Origin of the sequence: Streptomyces sp. NPDC005963 (genome assembly GCF_040638655.1) — a bacterium.
GTDB lineage: Bacteria > Actinomycetota > Actinomycetes > Streptomycetales > Streptomycetaceae > Streptomyces.
In genome coordinates, this window is the sequence record NZ_JBEXVD010000003.1 from 242056 (window position 1) to 261310 (window position 19255).

The 19255-nt window shown below is 68.8% G+C and carries 15 protein-coding genes and 2 tRNA genes; 3 read left to right on the forward strand and 14 right to left on the reverse strand.

Going from position 1 to position 19255, the window contains the following annotated elements; all coding sequences use genetic code 11:
* The first annotated feature begins 590 nt into the window (after positions 1 to 590).
* Together ABZ348_RS07160 and ABZ348_RS07165 are read left to right on the forward strand one after the other, a co-directional pair.
* On the forward strand, positions 591 to 2141 hold the full coding sequence (locus ABZ348_RS07160) for a hypothetical protein (RefSeq protein ID WP_358930452.1): 1551 nt from the start codon (positions 591 to 593) through the stop codon (positions 2139 to 2141).
* The gene (locus ABZ348_RS07165) at positions 2138 to 3724 is read left to right on the forward strand and encodes an NADH-ubiquinone oxidoreductase-F iron-sulfur binding region domain-containing protein (protein ID WP_358930211.1); all 1587 of its coding nucleotides are present in this window, start codon (positions 2138 to 2140) and stop codon (positions 3722 to 3724) included. Before ABZ348_RS07160 ends, ABZ348_RS07165 begins: the two co-directional genes overlap by 4 nt.
* A 222-nt stretch (positions 3725 to 3946) precedes the next feature.
* On the opposite strand, the gene ABZ348_RS07170 is transcribed toward ABZ348_RS07165, so the two are convergent.
* The 8 genes from ABZ348_RS07170 to ABZ348_RS07205 all read right to left on the reverse strand — a co-directional run bounded on the left by ABZ348_RS07170 (position 3947) and on the right by ABZ348_RS07205 (position 9109).
* Positions 3947 to 4019: transfer RNA gene (locus ABZ348_RS07170), tRNA-Ala, on the reverse strand.
* A gap of 161 nt (positions 4020 to 4180) precedes the next feature.
* Positions 4181 to 4414: a hypothetical protein gene (locus ABZ348_RS07175; protein ID WP_329018660.1), complete on the reverse strand. Its 234-nt coding sequence runs from the start codon at positions 4412 to 4414 to the stop codon at positions 4181 to 4183.
* 325 nt (positions 4415 to 4739) lie between these two features.
* A tRNA-Ala gene (locus ABZ348_RS07180) sits at positions 4740 to 4812 on the reverse strand.
* A 353-nt stretch (positions 4813 to 5165) separates the two neighbouring features.
* Positions 5166 to 5822 (reverse strand): histidine phosphatase family protein, encoded by a 657-nt coding sequence (locus tag ABZ348_RS07185; RefSeq protein WP_358930454.1) that lies wholly within the window; start codon positions 5820 to 5822, stop codon positions 5166 to 5168.
* Positions 5819 to 6253 carry a ribosome silencing factor gene (gene rsfS, locus ABZ348_RS07190; RefSeq protein WP_358930213.1) on the reverse strand — a complete coding sequence of 145 codons (435 nt, stop codon included), beginning with the start codon at positions 6251 to 6253 and terminating at the stop codon, positions 5819 to 5821. Before rsfS ends, ABZ348_RS07185 begins: the two co-directional genes overlap by 4 nt.
* 229 nt (positions 6254 to 6482) lie before the next feature.
* Positions 6483 to 8258 (reverse strand): LytR C-terminal domain-containing protein, encoded by a 1776-nt coding sequence (locus tag ABZ348_RS07195; RefSeq protein ID WP_358930215.1) that lies wholly within the window; start codon positions 8256 to 8258, stop codon positions 6483 to 6485.
* 19 nt (positions 8259 to 8277) lie between these two features.
* On the reverse strand, positions 8278 to 8901 hold the full coding sequence (gene nadD, locus ABZ348_RS07200; protein ID WP_358930217.1) for a nicotinate-nucleotide adenylyltransferase: 624 nt from the start codon (positions 8899 to 8901) through the stop codon (positions 8278 to 8280).
* Positions 8902 to 8947: 46 nt separating this feature from the next.
* Positions 8948 to 9109 carry a hypothetical protein gene (locus tag ABZ348_RS07205; protein ID WP_358930219.1) on the reverse strand — a complete coding sequence of 54 codons (162 nt, stop codon included), beginning with the start codon at positions 9107 to 9109 and terminating at the stop codon, positions 8948 to 8950.
* Positions 9110 to 9383: 274 nt separating this feature from the next.
* On the opposite strand from ABZ348_RS07205, the gene ABZ348_RS07210 reads away from it, so the two are divergent.
* Positions 9384 to 10448 carry a M48 family metallopeptidase gene (locus tag ABZ348_RS07210; RefSeq protein ID WP_358930221.1) on the forward strand — a complete coding sequence of 355 codons (1065 nt, stop codon included), beginning with the start codon at positions 9384 to 9386 and terminating at the stop codon, positions 10446 to 10448.
* 253 nt (positions 10449 to 10701) lie between these two features.
* On the opposite strand, the gene ABZ348_RS07215 is transcribed toward ABZ348_RS07210, so the two are convergent.
* From ABZ348_RS07215 to ABZ348_RS07240, 6 genes are all read right to left on the reverse strand, one after another.
* A complete protein-coding gene (locus tag ABZ348_RS07215; protein WP_358930223.1) occupies positions 10702 to 11964 on the reverse strand; it encodes a hypothetical protein in 1263 nt (420 codons plus the stop codon).
* A 326-nt stretch (positions 11965 to 12290) separates the two neighbouring features.
* The gene (locus tag ABZ348_RS07220; protein ID WP_358930225.1) at positions 12291 to 12881 is read right to left on the reverse strand and encodes a hypothetical protein; all 591 of its coding nucleotides are present in this window, start codon (positions 12879 to 12881) and stop codon (positions 12291 to 12293) included.
* 155 nt (positions 12882 to 13036) lie between these two features.
* Positions 13037 to 14329, reverse strand: coding sequence for a glutamate-5-semialdehyde dehydrogenase (locus ABZ348_RS07225; RefSeq protein ID WP_358930227.1), 1293 nt, complete (start codon positions 14327 to 14329; stop codon positions 13037 to 13039).
* A gap of 573 nt (positions 14330 to 14902) precedes the next feature.
* Positions 14903 to 15484, reverse strand: coding sequence for a hypothetical protein (locus tag ABZ348_RS07230; protein ID WP_358930229.1), 582 nt, complete (start codon positions 15482 to 15484; stop codon positions 14903 to 14905).
* Between the two features lie 134 nt (positions 15485 to 15618).
* Positions 15619 to 16746: a glutamate 5-kinase gene (gene proB, locus ABZ348_RS07235; RefSeq protein WP_358930230.1), complete on the reverse strand. Its 1128-nt coding sequence runs from the start codon at positions 16744 to 16746 to the stop codon at positions 15619 to 15621.
* Between the two features lie 354 nt (positions 16747 to 17100).
* Positions 17101 to 19218: a hypothetical protein gene (locus ABZ348_RS07240; RefSeq protein WP_358930232.1), complete on the reverse strand. Its 2118-nt coding sequence runs from the start codon at positions 19216 to 19218 to the stop codon at positions 17101 to 17103.
* Positions 19219 to 19255: the final 37 nt, after the last annotated feature.

Sequence of the window (19255 nt, forward strand, 5' to 3'; positions counted from 1 at the left end):
CCGGGCACACGGAGTGATCGACGGCACGACACCGGGCCAGCAGGCACGGAGCCGCGGTCACCACCGAGAAAGCGGGCGCCGGGACGACCGGTAAAGCGGATGGTGTCGTGACCAACGGTAAAACCGATGCGGCCGAGAGGCGAAGGCCCCACGGGAATGGTGGGCGGCGAAGAAGCCGCAGTGACCGGAAATTTCATCCGACCGCTCTCGGCATCGAGACGATCCGGGACGAACCCCGTATCGAATCGCGTGGACATCGCCGACAGCTCCGGAAGCCGAATGCCTCCTGCCCCTCGCAGGTCACGGGGCCCTTCCCCCATCTCGACCCCGGGATCGCCAACTCCCCCTGCTGGACGCGCATATCAACCCTATCCGGGGCAACCCCAGCATCCGGTGGGCGCAGGTCAACCCCGTAAACGCCAAAACGTCGTTCCGCCCGCCAAGGGTCGACTTAGCATTCCTCAACGGGACCGCATTTCCCGCACCCTCGGAGTTGCCCCATGAAGCCTCATCGCAAGAGCCGTTCATCGCCCGCCCCGAGTTCCGGACTCGGTCGCCCCGTGCAAGGCGGCCTGACCGTAGCGGGATTGGTGCTCATTCCTCTTCTCGCCATCGGCGGGAGCGAGAGTTTTCGCGCAGCGCTCGACTTCACCACGGGAGTCCTGGCCTTGGTGGCCCTGACGGCCTCGATCGCCTGGGGTCTGATCGCCACCGACCGACTTCTGCTCTCTCCGCGTCACCGACTGCTGGCGCAGGCCGTGCACCGTGCCACAGCGGCAGCCGCTCTGGGTTTCCTCCTCCTCCATGCCACCGTGAAGGTCGCTCTCGGTCATGTGGGCCTCGTCGGAGCGTTGGTTCCGTTCGGGCTCGGTGTCAGCGGTACGTCGGGGCTCATCGGCTTCGGTTCGCTGGCCGGGCTGCTCATGGTGATCACAGCGGCGACCGGCGCCCTGCGCAGCGCTCTGGCGGGCAGCGGAACGGCCGCAGGCCGCTGGCGAACGCTGCACATGTTGGCCTACCCGGCCTGGTGCTTCGCGCTGCTCCACGGCCTCTTCTCCGGTCGCCCCGCGGCGCCCTGGGTGGTGCTGATGTACGGCCTGGCGCTGGTCAGCGTGGCCGGGGCGCTCTCGATACGACTGCTGCCGCGTCCGGTCAAGCGCGAGATCGCCGGCAAGATCCTCGCCGTGACCAACCGCGGCAGCGCCGAAGCACCCGTCCAGGAGGCGACGCCACCTGCCCGTCCCACCACGGCGCCCTTCCCTGGCACTGATGAGTCAGAGACCGAGATCGGGCTGGAGCGGATGAACGGCATCCCCGCCCAGCGGCCCTACGGGGCGGTGCCCCCGGATCGAAGCGCCGTCGGGCGTCGTCGCCGGCAACCGGGGATCGCCCCGCCGTCCCCCCGGTTGTACGAGGTCCCACCGCGGCCTGCCGCCGAGCCGACCGGTGCGGCGGTCACGACGGGCAACGGGCCGGCAGGCGCGGGAACGGGCATAGCGGCTGCCTACCACGCCGTCTCCCGCGCGGGTGAGCCGTTCGTTCCGCTCGCGCAGCGGGTGCCGATGACCGAGGAGCTGCCGGTCATGACGGAGAGCGGCCCGGCGGGCGGCGGCTGGCCGACCCCCTCACCGCCGCCTCCGGCCCCTGCCTTCCCTCCGGCCCCGTTCGCGCCCCCACATCCCAGCGCGCCTCCCCGCCCGCACGTCCCCACCGGATACGAACCCAACAGTCCTGGATCGACCGGCTACGGATCCCACGGCTACGCATCGACCGGCTACGGATCCAACAGCGGGCCGCATCGCTACGCATCGACCGATTCCGGGTCAAACGGCTACGCATCGACCGGCTTGGGAGACGGGTTCTTTCGGCCACCCCCTGCCGACAGCCCCTTCGACGCCTTCTCCAGGCGCCCGGCGCCCACCGTTCCGACGCCGCCACCGCAGGGCCCTCCCCCGCCCTACGAAGCCCCCGTGATCGGCACCTACGAGACCGTCCGTCCCGGCTTCGAAGGATGGGACTACGGAGGTGCCCCCGGCACCGAACGCCCGGACCCGTACGGCACCGCGGAAGCCGTGCCGGGACCCTTCTTTCCGCCCCTGGCCGGAGAGCCCTGGAACGCGCCCGCAGGAGAACGACCTTGAACACCCCCCTCCCCGACGTCCCCGAGGTCCGCGTGGTCGGGCTGCCCCAACTGACCCAGGGCTTCGATCTGGTCGAGCGGCTCGATCTTCAAATGCACCTCAAGGTCCACGGCCCCTTGGAGCCGATGACCGGCGAACGGCTGGCGCAGCTCACCGAGGAGATCTCCCTCCGCGGGCGTGGAGGAGCCGGTTTCCCCTTCGGACAGAAGCTCCGTGCCGTGGCCAAGTCGGCCATCCGACGCGGAGTGCGGCCCGTCATCGTCGTCAACGGCAGCGAGGGCGAACCGGCCTGCCGCAAGGACACCGTCCTGCTCAACCGGGCCCCGCACCTGATCCTCGACGGCGCGCTGTTGGCGGCCGAGGCCGTGGGCGCGCGCACGCTGGTCGTGGCCGTCACCCGCAACTCCACCGAGATCTCCATGCGCGCCGCACTGGCGGAGCGCGGCCTCTCCGACCGGCGCGGCCAGCGGATGCGCGCCCGGGTCGTGCGCACCCCCGAGCGCATGGTCTCCGGCGAGGCGTCTTCGGTCATCCGCGCGATCAACGGAGGTCCCGCACTGCCACCCGGCCGCCGGGTGCGCGCGTCCGACAGTGGTGTCGGCGGCGCGCCCACCCTGCTGTCCAACGCAGAGACCTTTGCACAGGTCGCCGTCGCGGCCCGGATCGGCGCCCGCCGCTACGGCAATACGGGGGCGGGCTCCGAGCCGGGCACGGTGATGCTGACCATTTCGGGTGCGGTCCTTCGTCCCATGGTGGTCGAAGTGCCCACCGGGGTCCCGTTGAGGTACGTCCTCCAGATGGCCGGTGCTCCCCCCGTTCCGCAGGGGGTGCTGACCGGCGGCTACCACGGGAACTGGATCGACTCGGCCGCCGTGCAGGACGCCGTCGTATCGCGCGAGTCACTGTCGGCCGTGGGCGGTTCGCTGGGCGCGGGCGCCATCTTGCCGATCGGTCCGGAGACCTGTCCGCTGGGAGAAGCCCTGCGGGTGGCGAACTGGCTCGCGGCGGAGACAGCCGGGCAGTGCGGCCCCTGCAAGTTGGGACTTCCCGCGGCGGCAGGGGGCCTCGCGGATGTGATGAACGGTGGCGGTCCGGCGGCTCTTGAGGCCCTGCGGGAGGTCACCCAAGCGGTGAAGGGACGGGGGGCGTGCAAACATCCGGACGGTTCGGCCCGGTTCTTCGCCTCGACGCTCTCGGCGTTCACCGACGATCTGGCCGCCCACGTGCTCTACGGGGGCTGCGGCAGGGATACGACGGGTGTGCTGCCCCTGCCGCTGCCCGGCTACCAGGAATCGGAGGAGTCCATCCCGAGCGGCGAGAAGGTCCTGATCGACTGGACCCTCTGCCAGGGGCACGGCCTCTGCGCTGACATCGTCCCGGAGTTGATACGGATCAATCCCGACGGCTACCCGTCCGTGGCGGACGCCGTCGTTCCGGTGCATCTCCAGGGACGGGCCCAGCGGGCGGTACGTCGATGTCCCGCCCTGGCGATGCGGATCGAGCAGACCGCGGTTCCGACCTCGCTGGCGCGTCCCGGACTGCCGGTGTCACGCCGTAGGGAGCTGGGCAGCGGACGCGGCTGACGTCCCTCAGCCGGGTCCCGCAGTCAGGGTCTTTCAGAGACGACCGTGGCGAACACGACGACCACGGGGAACACGAGCACGTGCGATGGCTCACCGATCGGCTGGCGAGTCACCGCGCTGCCGTGGCCGAGCAGATCCCGGTGCCGTCCACCATGAAGAGGGTCTCCACGCAGAAGGTCCCGTCGGGTCATCTGACCTGACGGGACCTCGGGAGTGATTCTGTGGAGCTAAGGAGAATTGAACTCCTGACCTCCTGCATGCCATGCAGGCGCTCTACCAACTGAGCTATAGCCCCTTGCGAGATGTCGTCCGGTCGAAGCTTTCCCCCGGCGACGTCGACAACATTAACGCTCCTCGGGGCGCTTCACCAAATCCATTCCCCGGTGCTCCGAGAAGGCCACCGGCAAGGCTTCCGGGGAGCCGGACCAAGGCGGTCCGCGGGCCTGACCGCGGGGGTCAGGCGGTGGCGAACGAGTAGAAGCGCTTCAGCGTGCAGTGCTCTTCGAGCAGTCGACCGTAGATCGGCTCGCCCTCAAGCTCCCGATAGGTTTCGATGGGATCGCCCTTTATGATCAGCGCCCGCGCGCACTCCTCGCACCAGTACTGGAACTCCGGATTGAGCGGGTCCATGTCCCGAACGATGGGCGTACCGCTGCCACACCAGTCGCACTTGCGCCTATGGGCTCCCATTACTCAGCTCCAGCGGTGACGACAGGACATCCGTCCGGCCGAGAACCGTCCGAACGAGACTTCGCCACGGAGGCCGTGAGCCTGGCCGAGGCATACCGATCCATGGGAGGAAAGTCCGGGAAGGGCGGGTGTGTCCGCTGCGGCAAGCAGATCATCGGTCTCCTCGCTCCTACTGGCGGACGTCATGCTCAACCTCCCCGTACCGACCGGTGTCCACTCCGGCCGTCCGATTCTGCCATGACCGCGGTAGGGGGGCGGTGACGTTGGCGGGAAGGTGACGGGAAACGCCAGATCCCGCCCCTCGTAAGGGGCGGGATCCGAATTGTGGAGCTAAGGAGAATTGAACTCCTGACCTCCTGCATGCCATGCAGGCGCTCTACCAACTGAGCTATAGCCCCGCGTGTTCTTCGCGCTCGGCGCTGCGAACAAGTAGAACTTTAGCCTGCGACCTACCGGAAAGTGAAATCCGGGGTGCGGGCCGGCTGCCCGGTCAGGGAGCGGCCCGGGTGGGTCGCCCCCACCGGCCCCGGGGTCCTTCAACAGCACGAACTCGCGGCCGGCGGAACCGAGCGACTGTGGGCCTCGGCGGACGCTCCGAGCCCAACGCGCCCACGTGACGGCCTGCCGGGAACCGTGCGTGAAATCCACGACCGACCCACCGCCACGGGCCCGATCCGCCGGCTCCGGACGCCGGCGAGGTCGCTCACAGGACAGGCACGACCGGGCTGACCACCGAAGCCGGAACTGCGGATCAGTCGTCGTCGCCGAGGACCGGTTCGGGAAGGGTCCCCGCGTTGTGCTCAAGCAACCGCCAGCCGCGCGCGCCCTCACCGAGGACCGACCAGCAGCAATTCGAGAGCCCGCCCAGGCTCTCCCAGTGGCGGGACTCAAGGCCGAGCAGCCGTCCGATGGTCGTACGGATCGTGCCGCCGTGGCTGACCACCACGAGCGTGCCGTTCTCCGGGAGCTTCTCGGCGTGGCGGAGCACCACCGGTGCCGCCCGGTCGGCGACCTCAGTCTCCAGTTCTCCGCCGCCCCGGCGCACGGGCTCACCGCGCTTCCAGGCCGCGTACTGGTCGCCGTACTGGGCGATGATCTCCTGGTGGGTCATGCCCTGCCACACACCGGCGTACGTCTCGCGCAGTTGGGGGTCGAAGGTGACGGTGTGACCCGTCAGCCCCGACAGTTCACCGGCAGTCGTGGAAGCACGTTTGAGGTCCGAGGAGATGATCGCGTCGGGCTTGAGGGAAGCCAGGAGCCTGGCAGCCCTACGGGCCTGGGCGATGCCCGCCTCGGTGAGATCGATGTCCGTGGTGCCCTGGAAACGGCGCTCCACGTTCCATGCGGTCTGGCCGTGTCGCCAGAGGACGACACGGCGACCCGTGCGCTTGTAGGCGTCCTCGTTCAGCTCAACTCACCGTCCGGATCGGCGGCGGCCCCCTGGTGGTGCTCAGCGGCCTTGCCGCGGGTCTTCTGCGCGTCCTCGGGCAGCGTCAGCTCGGGGCAGTCCTTCCACAGTCGCTCCAGGGCGTAGAAGACCCGCTCCTCGGAGTGCTGGACGTGGACCACGATGTCGACGTAGTCGAGCAGGATCCAGCGGGCGTCCCGGTCGCCCTCGCGCCGTACGGGCTTGGCGCCCAGCTCCTTGTTCAGCCGCTCCTCGATCTCGTCGACGATCGACTTGACCTGGCGGTCGTTGGGAGCGGAGGCGAGCAGGAAGGCGTCGGTGATCGACAGCACATCACTGACGTCGTACGCGATGATGTCGTGCGCGAGCCGGTCGGCGGCTGCCTGGGCGGCGGCGTTGACGAGCTCGATGGAGCGGTCCGTAGCGGTCACTAGCTGGCTTTCGTCGGCGGTCGGGTGTCAACCCAAGGATCTCATGTACCACCGACACCGCCCGCGACTTATGCGCGGGGGCCCAGGTACGGGGCATCCTGGCTGGTCAGCCGGGTGCGCGACCTGCGGCCACCCACCCGGCGAACGTCGGCGTCTCCCAGCTGACCGCCGCACCCGACGCCGCGCCGCCCGCCCTGCGGAACGCAAGCGTCGGTACACATCGGCCGCGTCACTCGGTCTTGAAGTCCTGGCCGAGGACAACGCTGATGTCGGCGTTGGGCGGTGCCGTGCCCTTGGCCACGACGCTCACGGGCAGCCCCAGGGTCTTGGCGACCTCAACGGCTTCCGCCTTCTGGGCATCGTCACCGTACGTGATACGAGAAGTGCCGATCGTCGCGACCTTCCCGCCGTCCACGACCGCATAGCCACCGTTGACCAGCAGGATCCGTGCGGATTCCGAGACGGGTGCCTTGCCCGTTCCATTGCGGATACCGATCCGGACGGCCGCGTTCTTGTCCGGTGCGGTGATGGAACCCCCCAGAACGTCCTTGACGCTCGCGGCTGCCTGCTGGGTCAGTGTGCCGTCCGCCTGGACCGGCAGCAGGGCCGTTTGGTAGTCGCCGCCCTTTGCGTGGTCGGCGAGCTTCGCCAACGAGGCCCCGAGGTCACTCTCCGTCAGGGATGGGTCAAGGATCTGTGCCAGAGTTTCGACCGTTACGGTGGCGGACTTCTGCTCGCTCGGGAACTTCCGCAGGACGGCGTGCATGACCTGCCCGAAACGCTGGAGCTGCTTGGCCTCCACCTCGCCGGGCGCCAGATGGGTCGCGTAGGCGGCAGCCGCCCGACCGTTCAGGGTCTGGCCCTCGCCACGGGTCACCAGCGGAGGCTCGCCCTTCTTCGCGCCGGGGACCACGACGTCCGTCGTGACGTCGATGGTGCCGACCAGATCGACCAGGTTCTCCAGGAACGGGGTGTCGAGCCGCCAGGTACCGGTGATCTTCGCGCCGAGCAGGGCGCCGACCGCCTCCCGGGTGCCCTGTGAACCGTCGTCCTCGACCGACTTGCCCAAGGTGGTACCGGTGCCGTCGTCGCCGGCGACGGAGAGCGAGTTGGGCAGGAGGACCGTGGTGCCCTTCTTGGTGGTGACGTTGTCCACGAGCAGGGCGGTGGACGTGCCCTTCTTCTTGGTGTTGTGCAGATGGAGAACGATCACGTCCCGCTTCTGCGGGCCGGTGGCCTGACCCGCGGTCTCCTTGGGGTCGTCGCCGGAAAAGATGAGGTAGCCGAGTCCGATCACCAACACCAGCCCGAGGACGACCCCGAGCGCGATGCCCCGGTTACGCCCGCGCCGCTTGGCCTCCTCCCGTCTCTCCGAGCGGCTCTCGGTGAACTTCAACCAGTCGATGACGTCTTCCGAGTCGCCGTCCGGATCCTGGATGAAGGCGAACTGCTCGGTGCGGTAGTCGCGTTCGTCATCGGAACGACGGGGTCCGGGCACCAGGAGCTGATCGGCGTACTCGTCGTCGTTTCCGGGAGCCAGATCAGAGAAGTCGGACATCGGCGATTCGGGTGGAGCGATGGGCGGAGCCTGTTGCGGGATGTTCCACTCCGCCGTCTCCACTGCGGCGGTCTGCTGGGCGGCGTTCTGGCCACCCTGGTCGGCCGCATAGGGCTCGTACGCATAGGTGTAGCCCTGGTCCCCCTCGGCCGCCCCACCGTGTCCCTGGTCCGCACCGTGTCCGTAGGCGTCGTACGTCGGGGAGTGGCCCGGCTGCTCATACCCCTGAGGGAGGGATTCCTCCGTCTGAGGGAGCTGGCCGTAGGCGTCGTAACCGTACGTCTGCTCTACGGGCTGCTGCTCGGGGTAGTCGTACTGGGCACCCTGGTGCGCGTCGTACTGCTGCTGCTCCTGGGGCTGCTGGTAGACCGGCTGCCCGTACTCGTCGTAGCCGATGATCTGCGGCTGCTGGTAGTACGGGTCGAACGGGCTGTGCTGGTCGTTCACCGGGGCCCCTCTCCGTGGCTCACTCGCCGCGGTACAACTGGCGCTTGTCGATGTAGCGCACCACACCGTCGGGCACGAGGTACCAAACCGGATCGCCCTTGGCGACCCTCGCCCGGCAGTCGGTGGAAGAGATGGCGAGCGCCGGAACCTCCACCAGGGAGACCTTGCCTTCGGGCAGGCCGTCGTCCGTCAGATCGTGCCCCGGTCGGGTCACGCCGATGAAGTGGCTGAGCGAGAACAGCTCCGAAGCGTCCCGCCAGCCGATGATCTGCGAAAGGGCGTCGGCACCCGTGATGAAGAACAGGTCCGCGTCCTCGTTCTGGAGGTGCAGATCCCTCAGGGTGTCGATCGTGTAGGTCGGGCCGGGTCGGTCGATGTCGATGCGGCTGACCGAGAACTGCGGATTGGACGCCGTGGCGATGACCGTCATCAGATACCGGTCCTCAGCAGGTGACACGGCCTTGTGACTCTTCTGCCACGGCTGTCCCGTCGGTACGAACACCACCTCGTCGAGGTGGAACAGGGCAGCCACCTCGCTGGCGGCAACGAGGTGTCCGTGGTGGATCGGGTCGAACGTCCCGCCCATCACACCGAGCCGCCGCCGGCCGGAACCCGGGCCCGTAGGCACTTCCTGCTCTCCCATGCGTGCAGAGCCTACTGGCCCGCGAACCTGACTCGCTCCGCCCGGCTCAGCGGTCGCGGTTGAAGCTCATGGTGATCCACAGCAGCAGGAGCAGGGCGAGGAGGGCACCGCCGCCGGTGAGGATCGGCTCAAGGCTCGGGTGGTTCAGGGCGCCCTCGCCTCCCTCGGCGAGAGTGACCAGGTTGGGGGCGTTGCTGGGGAGGCTCATCTTCGGCGGGCCCTTATCGATCGGAAACGGAGCGGAGGGACTTCGCCCATATCGTATGCGGGCCGCTCGGGCACGCTCACGCCGACTCAGTCGTTGTCGTTGTCACGGCGCCGCTGCGGGGGTGCCGTATGACGGAAAACGGGCGTGCGGGCCTGTGTTCCAGAGTTATCCACAGCCTCGGGCGCACTGTGCTCCCAGCACCTACGCTGGGGATCGCCAGGGGGACGAATCAATCACTCGTACGACGGATCACCGGTCCGACCAGGGGGTTTGAATGACCGACAGCAGTCACGCGAAGGTGCCGAGCAGGCAGCGCAAGCGTTTCCCCGGCATCTCGTCACGGGCATATGAGCATCCGGCCGATCGCTCCGCGCTGGTCGCCCTGCGCAAGCTCAGCGGCTTCGACACGGTCTTCAAGGCACTGAGCGGGCTCCTGCCCGAGCGGAGTCTGCGGCTGCTCTTCCTCTCCGACTCCGTGCGGGTGAGCGACGCCCAGTTCACCCATCTGAACACCATGCTGCGGGACGCCTGCTACGTCCTGGACCTGGAGAAGGTTCCCGCCATGTACGTGGCGCAGGACCCTCGGCCCAACGCCATGTGTATCGGGCTCGACGAGCCGATCATCGTCGTGACGACGGGGCTCGTGGAGTTGCTGGACGAGGAGGAGATGCGGGCGGTGGTGGGCCATGAGGTGGGCCACGCCCTGTCAGGGCACTCCGTCTACCGGACGATCCTGCTGTTCCTCACCAATCTGGCGCTCAAGATCGCGTGGATTCCGCTCGGCAATGTCGCGATCATGGCGATCGTCACCGCTCTACGGGAGTGGTTCCGCAAGTCGGAACTCTCGGCGGACCGCGCCGGACTGTTGGTGGGCCAGGATCTCCAGGCATCGATGCGCGGGCTGATGAAGATAGCCGGCGGCAACCACCTCCACGAGATGAACGTCGACGCGTTCCTCCAGCAGGCCGAGGAGTACGAGGCGGGCGGGGACCTGCGCGACTCCGTACTGAAGATCCTCAACGTACTGCCGCGTTCCCACCCCTTCACCACCGTGCGGGCGGCGGAGCTCAAGAAGTGGGCGGAGAGCCGCGACTACCAACGGATCATGGACGGCCACTATCCGCGGCGCACCGAGGACAACGACACCTCCGTCACCGACTCCATACGCGAGTCCGCCTCGCACTACGCGGAGACCGTGCGGACGAGCAAGGACCCGTTGATGAAGTTGGTAGGTGACATCGCCGGGGGTGCAGGCGACCTCGGGGGCAAGTTGCGCGACCGGTTCACCGGCGGGAACGGCGGCGGCTCGGACTCGGGAGGCACCAAGGGAGGGGCTTAGCCGTATCGCCTTCCCTCGGCACACCAGGCAAGCTCTCCGATCCGGCAATCGGAGAGTGCCGTCAATCAGGGCGGCCTCAGCCGGGGCTCCGGGCTGGAACCTTGCCCCCGGGGCGAGTGGTTCTGGCCATGGGTGTCCAGGGCAAGGCCCTCGGCGGTGTTCGTCCGAGATGCTCTCAGGACTTCTGAGCATCTCGGAGGACCCCTCGGGTCTCTGCGCGTCTCTGCGCATCTCTAGAGCGTCGGGCGCGTCTTCAGGGGGTCGGGCTCGGTTGGGCCGACGACGCGAGGGAGCCGCACAGCGCCGCGGTGGCTTCCCCCTCCTCGTAGGGATCGGTGCCCGCCGGAGCACCCGCCGTTGCCCGCTCCCCCGCGAGGAGCGGATGCAGCCTCCCCGAAGCGTCGTCGGAGCAGGCCTGCGGCCCCGCCTGGACATAGCTCGCCAGCAGTTCCGCACGATGGAGGTGGAGGTCATCCCGGTCGAACCGGAAGTGCAGTACCCGTCGGACGGTGAACAGGGAAGCACCAGCCGTGCGATCCGCGCGACCGATGGCTTGATGCCGACGGCTGGCCCTCGGGGAGGACGCCTCACCGGGACGTCGTGGTGAGGCGTCGACCGTACGGCGGGAGGTATCGACGATCGCGGCCTCCGACTCGCCCTTCGTTCTGCTGCCGAGCTGAGCAGTTGGCCCTGTGCCCGTCGGTGGGCCGTGAGTCGGGGCGGGACGGAGGGCGTACGCAAAGATGTGGTCCGACGTCACTTCCAGGGCGTCGGCGCCCGCCTCCGTGACCGCCAGAGTGCCCCGGACGCGGACTTCCGGGTCGGCCAGCACCACCTTGGCCGGGTCGTAGCGGACCAACCACCCGGTCGCCGCGTGGTGGCCGTCGGCCACCGGGGTGGCCATGCTCCGGTCGAACTGTGCCAACTGGCCCGGATCGAGCAGCACCCGCACGGGCCGTACCGCTCCGCCGGTGAGGACGTCGGGATCGAGTGAGGACTCCACCAAGTAGTCCTTGGCGATCGTCAGGGCCATCACGACCTGGCTCTGGGAGAAGCTCTTGGTCCTCACGGCGCTCGGGAAGGTGATGCCGGCTGCTCCGATGCGGAACTGGGCGGCGGGACTGTTCGCGTAGAGGTCACCGGGGGTCCCTCCGGGGACCACTCCTTGGGGAGCGAGGGGGATCAGGGTGGTGCGAAGCGGGGCAGCTCTCTTGCCGCCGGGCACCGGGTTGGACGGGCGCATTCCGAAGTACGTCGCAGTACCGAACGCAACTGCCACGAGGAGGATCAGGATCAGTAGTTGTTTCGGGCCGGATCTCCGGGCCTGGGAGGGGAGACTGCGCACAGCGCGCGCGTGCTCGCCCATTCTTTCGTGCGCGGAGAACTCCTGAAGTCGCGCAGCTCGTATGAACGATTCGTCGAAGACGACGGATCGGTATTCGTCCTCTCCACCGCCGGGGAGTCCTTCGGGTGTCCCCTCAGGTGTCCCCTCAGGCGGGTCTCCACGGCCAGCCATACCTTCAGGGTGGGTCTGGCGGGGCCTCGGTAAACGCGGTGGCGTGCGACAAAGTCTGATGACTTCCCGTGCAACCGTTCGACAGTTCACGGGAAAGTGATCGATCGGAGATCAGGAACGATCGGTTCGACAGACCTTGAGTGGCCGAAAGCTAACCGTTGCTCTGTGTGGTCGACGCACTCGAAGGGGCGAGGGCGGAGCCCGTTCCGCCCCGAACTGGACTGACGGTGAGGCACTGGCCGGCGGTGAGGCACTGGCTGAATGCAAGGACTACGGAGCCGCGGGACTCGTGCCCCCATCGAAGCCGAAATGTGAAAACCCGCGTGTCAAGGCGCCGCTGGATCGGCGGGGACGGGGGGTACGGAGACGTTCGCCGAGCCGGGAGGGCCATGCGCTCGGTCAGGTGAGGCCGAGGGACTGCTGCTGTCGACACCACTCGACGCGGGTGCGGGCACCTGATCCTCGTTGTTTCCCGCCGAGCCACGGTAGACGGCGGTGAACGCGAGGGCGACCATGCCGATGCCCATCAGCAGGGCGAGGACCCAGGCCACGGGGCGGTGCCAGCGGGCGGAGCCGCGGTAGGGGCGAAGGGCGCCACCGTGTCTGCCGTACGGACCGGACTCGTCGTCGGAGGCGAATCCGTCGCCGAAGTCCTCACGGCCGAAGGAGCCGTACTCGTCCTCGTAGAGGTCGTCGTCATGGGAGCCACGGCCCGGCCCCGCCCGGGCGGCCTCCGCTTCGGCACGTGCCTGAGCTGCTGCGAGAAGTCTCTCGACGGCACTCGGCTCGTGGACCTCCGCCGCCCTGACGAAGTCCTCGTCGAACACCACGGAGGCGAAGTTCTCGTCCGCGCCACCGCGGTCGTCGTCGGGCTCCCCGTCGTCCGGGAACGGCCTGCCCCCCACGTCGTCCGGCACGCATTCAGAGTAGACCTGGCCGCCCTGTTTGGGCAGACGGAAGGAGGAACTCTCCGGTCCGAAGCGGGGGCGCCCGTCACCTTGGACGGGGACCCGACAGGCCCGGTGCTGGGCTTCTCGGGTCCCATCAGACGGGCGTCAGGCCCGGTCAGGAGCTATCGGGTGTGGCCGTCGCCAGTGACGATGTACTTGGTGGACGTCAGCTCGGGCAGCCCCATCGGGCCCCGGGCGTGGAGCTTCTGGGTGGAGATCCCGATCTCGGCCCCGAAGCCGAACTGCCCGCCGTCGGTGAAGCGCGTGGAGGCGTTCACGGCCACGGTGGTGGAGTCCACCAACTGGGTGAACCGGCGGGCGGCGGACTGGGACGTGGTGACGATCGCCTCGGTGTGACCGGACGACCAGCGGCGGATGTGGGCGACCGCGGCGTCCAGGGAGTCCACGACGGCAGCGGCGATGTCGTACGAGAGGTACTCGGTCTCCCAGTCCTCCGCGGTCGCCGGCACCACCGTGGCCTTGCTGGCAGAGGCGTGCTCGGCCACCTGCTCGTCCGCGTGGACGGTCACTCCGGCCTCGGCGAGGGCGTCGAGGGCGCGCGGCAGGAACGCGGCGGCGATGTCGCGGTGCACCAGGAGGGTCTCCGCCGCATTGCAGACGCTGGGCCGCTGGGCCTTGGAGTTGACGAGGATGTCCACGGCCATGTCGAGGTCGGCCTGGGCGTCCACGTACACATGGCAGTTGCCGGTGCCGGTCTCGATGACGGGGACCGTGGACTCCTCGACGACGGTCCGGATGAGACCCGCGCCACCACGGGGGATCAGGACGTCCACCAGGCCGCGCGCCCGCATCAACTCCCGTACCGAATCGCGGGACTCGCCGGGCACCAGCTGCACCGCGTCGGCGGGGAGACCGGTGGACTTGACCGCGTCGCGCAGGACCTCGACGAGCGCGGCGTTCGACGAGTAGGCGGAGGAGGAACCCCGCAGCAGCACGGCGTTGCCCGACTTGAGGCAGAGCGCCGCGGCGTCCACGGTTACATTGGGCCGGGCTTCGTAGATGATGCCGACGACGCCCAGCGGGACGCGGACCTGGCGGAGGTCGATGCCGTTGGGGAGGGTCGAGCCGCGGACGACCTCGCCCACGGGATCGGGCAGGGCCACGACATCGCGGACGTCCGCCGCGATGGCGCGCACCCGCTCGGGAGTGAGGGTGAGCCGGTCGATGATCGACTCACTGGTGCCGGCTTCGCGGGCCCGGTGGATGTCCTCGGCGTTGGCGGTGACGATGTCGTCCGTGCGGGCTTCCAGCGCGTCCGCGATCGCCAGCAGGGCTGCGTCCTTGGCCGCCCGCGGCAGTGGCGCGATATCGGCGGCAGCGGACCGGGCCCGCTGAGCGGCCTGGACTACCGGCGAAGGGGTTTCGTTCTGCGCAAGCGGCGAGGGCGTCGTCATACTCGCAGGGTAATGCGCGCACGGAGTGCCCCCGGCCGGTATCCCGTAGAGCGAGACGGAGCACCTGCGGCCCGTGCTCAGTCCAGGACGGCCGGGGGGGTGGCCGAGAGGCCGTCAAGTGCCCGTTCGCACCGCGGGGCCCGGACCGGACCCGTACGGCTGTGTCCCGGATCCCCCACCGGCGTTCCCCACACCCTCTCCGGCGCGAGTTCAGGCCATCCAGCGCTCCCCTGGCATCTGAGTCCGTCCCGCCTGCCCTTGGCGATGCCGTACCGGCACCCGGTCGGACTGCCTCGTACACCTGCCGCCCTGCGCCCCGGCAGACACCGCGTTCCGGTGGCTCCCGACCCAACCCCGGACAGCAGGGAAACAGCACGAGAAAACCGAAAGGGAATGAAAGACGTTAAAGAACCCACAAGGGAGCAGAAAAGCACAGAAACACCCAGCCGAACCGGAGCGCAATCGTCCGGAAACCTTGATCCAGAAACCTCGGTCCGGGAGCCGCCGTTCAGGAGCCGCCGTTCAGAAACGGTGGCCCGGAAACGGTCGTCCAGAAGTCGTCTTCCAGAAGGGCTAGAAGGGGTGAACTCCCATGGAGGAGGCAGGCGGCGGGCCGTACCCCTCAGCGACACGCTGGTGATACGTCTGCCGGTCGATCACTTCAAGGCCCACGATCGTCCACGGAGGCAGTCGAGCGGTGGAACGGTGCTCGCCCCAGAGGCGCAGCGCGACCGCCGCGGCGTCATGGAGATCGCGCGCCTCTTCCCAGTAGCGGATCTCGGCGTGGTCGTTCGCATAGCGGCTGGTCAGGAAGAAGGGATGGTCGTGGGCCAACTGCTCCAGGCCGCGCCGGACCTCCTTGAGGGGCGCTTCCGCACCCGAGACGCTCAGCGTGATGTGCCAGAGCTTCGACTGTCCGTCGCCGTGGACGTCGTTGCCGCCGTCCGTCTGCGCCGCCGCCCCGGGCCCCGGTACGGCCCCGATGGTCCGCCCGGTGCGCTCCGAGGAGCCACCGTCGTCGAAGTCGGCGCCGGCTTCGACGCTCGTGAGGGCTCGTTCCTCACCCGCCCCACGATGGTGGTCGCCCGCAGTTCTGCGGGTGTTCGGGACGCCCCCGTTCCCACGGGGTGCATCCCCCGGGCGCGCTCGTCTCACCGGCGGCCTCCTGTTTACCTGTGTCGTCTTGCCGTCCCCCGCCATGTGCCCCGCAACAAAGTTGACCAGTCCTGGACCGAACATGGGGCGTTTTTCATGAAGGTGTCTGTCGGATGACGGGACTTTCAGCCGTTTCAGGGGTGCATGACGACCAGATCGTCCCTGTGTACGACTTCTCGCTCATATTCGGGTCCGAGCTCTTGTGCGAGCTCTTTGGTGGAACGCCCGAGAAGCTGTGGAATCTCCTTGGCGTCGAAGTTGACCAATCCACGGGCAACGGCCTGCCCCCCGGCGTTCCGCAACTCCACCGGGTCCCCCGCGCTGAACTCCCCCTCGACTGCCGCGATGCCGGCCGGGAGCAGCGACTTCCTTCCGAGGACGACCGCGTCGACCGCGCCGTCGTCGAGGATCAGGGCGCCGCGAGGGGTGGAGGCGTGGGCGAGCCAGAGCAGGCGGTCCGCGGATCTGCGGCCCGTCTGGTGGAAGTAGGTGCCGGTGACACGGCCCGCCAGTGCGTCGGCCGCACGCACGGTCGACGTGAGGACAACGGGCACACCCGCGGCGGCTGCGATCCGGGCCGCCTCCACCTTGGTGACCATCCCGCCCGTGCCGACGCCGGCCTTGCCGGCACTGCCGATCTCCACCTGCTCGATGTCGGCAGGCCCGTGGACCTCTTCGATGCGTGCGCTGCCCGGCCTGGCCGGGTCCCCGTCGTACAGGCCGTCGACGTCGGAGAGCAGGACCAGCAGGTCAGCGCGGACGAGATGGGCGACGAGGGCGGCGAGGCGATCGTTGTCACCGAAGCGGATCTCATCGGTGGCAACGGTGTCGTTCTCGTTGACAACGGGCACCGCCCCCATGGTGAGGAGCTGGTCCAGGGTGCGGTACGCGTTGCGGTAGTGGGCACGGCGGCTGGTGTCGTCGCCGGTGAGGAGGACCTGGCCCACGCGTACGCCGTAACGGGCGAACGAGGCCGTGTAGCGGGCCACGAGGAGGCCCTGTCCAACGCTGGCCGCGGCCTGCTGGCGCGCCAGGTCGCGCGGGCGTCTGGCGAGCCCGAGCGGAGCGAGTCCGGCGGCGATCGCACCGGACGACACGAGCACGATCTCCTTCTCGCCGCCGCTGCGTGCTTTGGCGAGTACGTCGACGAGGGCGTCGACCCGGTCGGCGTCGAGTCCGCCCGACGCCGTGGTCAGGGAGGACGAGCCGACCTTGACGACGATTCTGCGGGCCTGCGTTACCTGCTGTCTTGCCTCTGTCACGGGCTGAATCTATGCCAGGGTGCCCTCCGGGCGCCCCGGCATTTCACCCGCTGGACATGAAGCTGGACACCCCCGGGCATCCGGGCTCCCGAGCGGCTTGCTGCGGAACGCAGAACGCTCCCCCTAGAGCCCGTGCACGGCCCGGGCGCGGACCCCGAGCAGCCGAGTGCACGGCCCGTGGGCCGCGTCTGAGGCGCCCGCACCGCTCCGCGTCCGGGAAGGTGCCCGTACGAAAGCGGAGCAGGGCCCGTACGGCGCCGAGCGGCGTACGGGCCCTGCTCTTCGTTCCGGTGCTGCTTCCCCTGTTCCGGCCGGATCGACCGCTCAGGCCAGGCCAGATCAGGTCGGAACAGGTCAGCGAGCCAATGGAGCTTCCTGCTCAGTGGCGGCGGCGGGAGCGACCGGGCCGGCGTCCGGCTGCCGGTTGAGCTCCTTCTGTGCCTGCTCGGTCAGCCGCTGCTGGACACCCGCATTGCGTGCCTCGGCCCCCGCACGCAGCGTACGCACGGCGGTGTTGAAACGCTCCATGGAGGTCGGGTGATCGGGGCCGAGGAGGTACTCCTTGAGCTCCCGCCGGGAGTCCGCGAGCCGATCGAGCGCCGGCGACTCCACCGCGGCCAGCAACTGCACCAGTTCGACCGCGCTGTTGGACAGGACGACCGCGGCCCGTGCCGCCGTGTTCTGCCGCTGGAACTCCTCCGCACCGAGGGCGGCCGAGTCGGTGACCGCGTACGGCTTGCCGCTCGCCATGAAGTCGGACACCACGCTGGAGATGTCGGAGACCATGGCGTCCGCCTCGTTGAAGCAGTCGTACAGCTTCGGCTCGGCGCCGGTCACCACGAGGTGCTCCCACCAGCCGGTGGAGCGCCAGTAGGCGTCGTTCCACTCGGCGCGCAGCCGCTTGATGCGCTCCAGTCGGACGGGGTCGGCCAGTGAGACGCGCGACTCCTCGGCCTCGTCGCCCCCGGAGCGTCCCGGTGCGGCGAGTACGGCGAGTTCGGCTTCGATGCGGGTACGGGCGAGTCGGGCTTCCGCCTGCCCGGACTTCGCCGCCGCTGCTTCGGAGGCCCAGCGGGGATCGACGGCGCGTTCGGCGGCTGCCGCTCGCACCATGCGCATGATCCGCTCGTGGACGGCCTTGGCCTTCTTGTTGCGGATGCCGGTGAAGGGGTGGGGCTTGTAGATGAGCCGTACGGGCTTCCCGGCGTCGAGGAGCCCGCGCACGATGTTCTCGCCCGCCAGCAGCAGCGAGGTGTTGCCGGGATTGTCGTCCCAGCCCTCCCACGTGGGGGCGTACAGGATCGTGGGGATGGGGTTCTTCGGGGTGCCCGTCCAGGTCTTGATGGGGGCGAGCTGGGGCCTTCCGACCTCGACGACGTCCTCGTCGCGCACCCCCACGTCGGCCAGTGCATAGCGGTCGCGGCCGGCCCGGCCCGCGGTCCAGACCTCGTCGTACACCTTGCTGAACGGGTTGACGCTGGCCAGCTTGTCGCTGTCACCGTGGCCGATGAAGACGTGCTGCATGGTCGGTACGCGCAGCAGATGGATGTTCTTGCCGACGTTGGCCGGGTAGAGGGCGACCCGGACGGTCGAGAGGTCCAGGTTCATCAGATGGGTCGCAGCCGGTACGCAGATGACCGGCACGGCGGTGGTGTTGACCTTCGTCACCAGCTCGCGTTCCCGCATGATGATCAACGGTCGCCCGTCGACCTGCTCCATCGTCTCCAGCCACATGTTGATCTGGTACGCGGATTCACCGGAGCCGGAGAAGTAGAGCACGGTGGTGGGGCGGTACTCGAGCAGCCAGGCGCTGATGCTCTTGAGGACGGCACCCGCTCCCGGGACGCGCCTCCTGCGCAGATAGGGCACGAGGGCGACGGTGTAGAGCGTGCCGCACGCGAGGGTGACGGCGATGCCGGCGTAGCCGATGGCGTCCCGGTCGACGACGACCGCGGCGAGCACACAGGCCATCGCGGGCAGGTCCAGGTGGAGCATCTTCTCCGCGGAGCGGTGCATCAGCACGTTCGGCGGGGCGTCGGGGATGCGCAGTCCGGCGAGGTCCACGTTGCGGGTGACGATCGGCAGCGTGCGGCGCAGCCGGATCAGGGTGGTGAGGGCGCCGTGGGGTGCCTGGAGTGCGTAGAAGACCAGGAGTCCGGCGACGGCCGTGTAGAAGAGCGGGCTTTCCGCCAGCCCTTCCCGGGCGAGGAGCAGCACCAGTAGCAATTGGCGCAGCAGGAACCGGATCGGAAGCCCTATGCGGACCTTGTTGAGGCGGTTGATCAGATAGCTGCCCTTTTGGTGCAGATACCAGTCAGCCAGATAGGTGGCGGCACCCGCGGCGGCAAAGAGCCAGATGCTCGGGAGCAGCGCGGCGAGCATGACGCATGGGTAGCCGAGTCCGATCAGAGCCGCTGCGGCCAACTCTGATCGGCTGCCGACACGTGCCAGACGAATGGCGGTCGAAATCACGAGGAACCTGCTCCAAAGGGTGCCGGTTAGTCCTTAT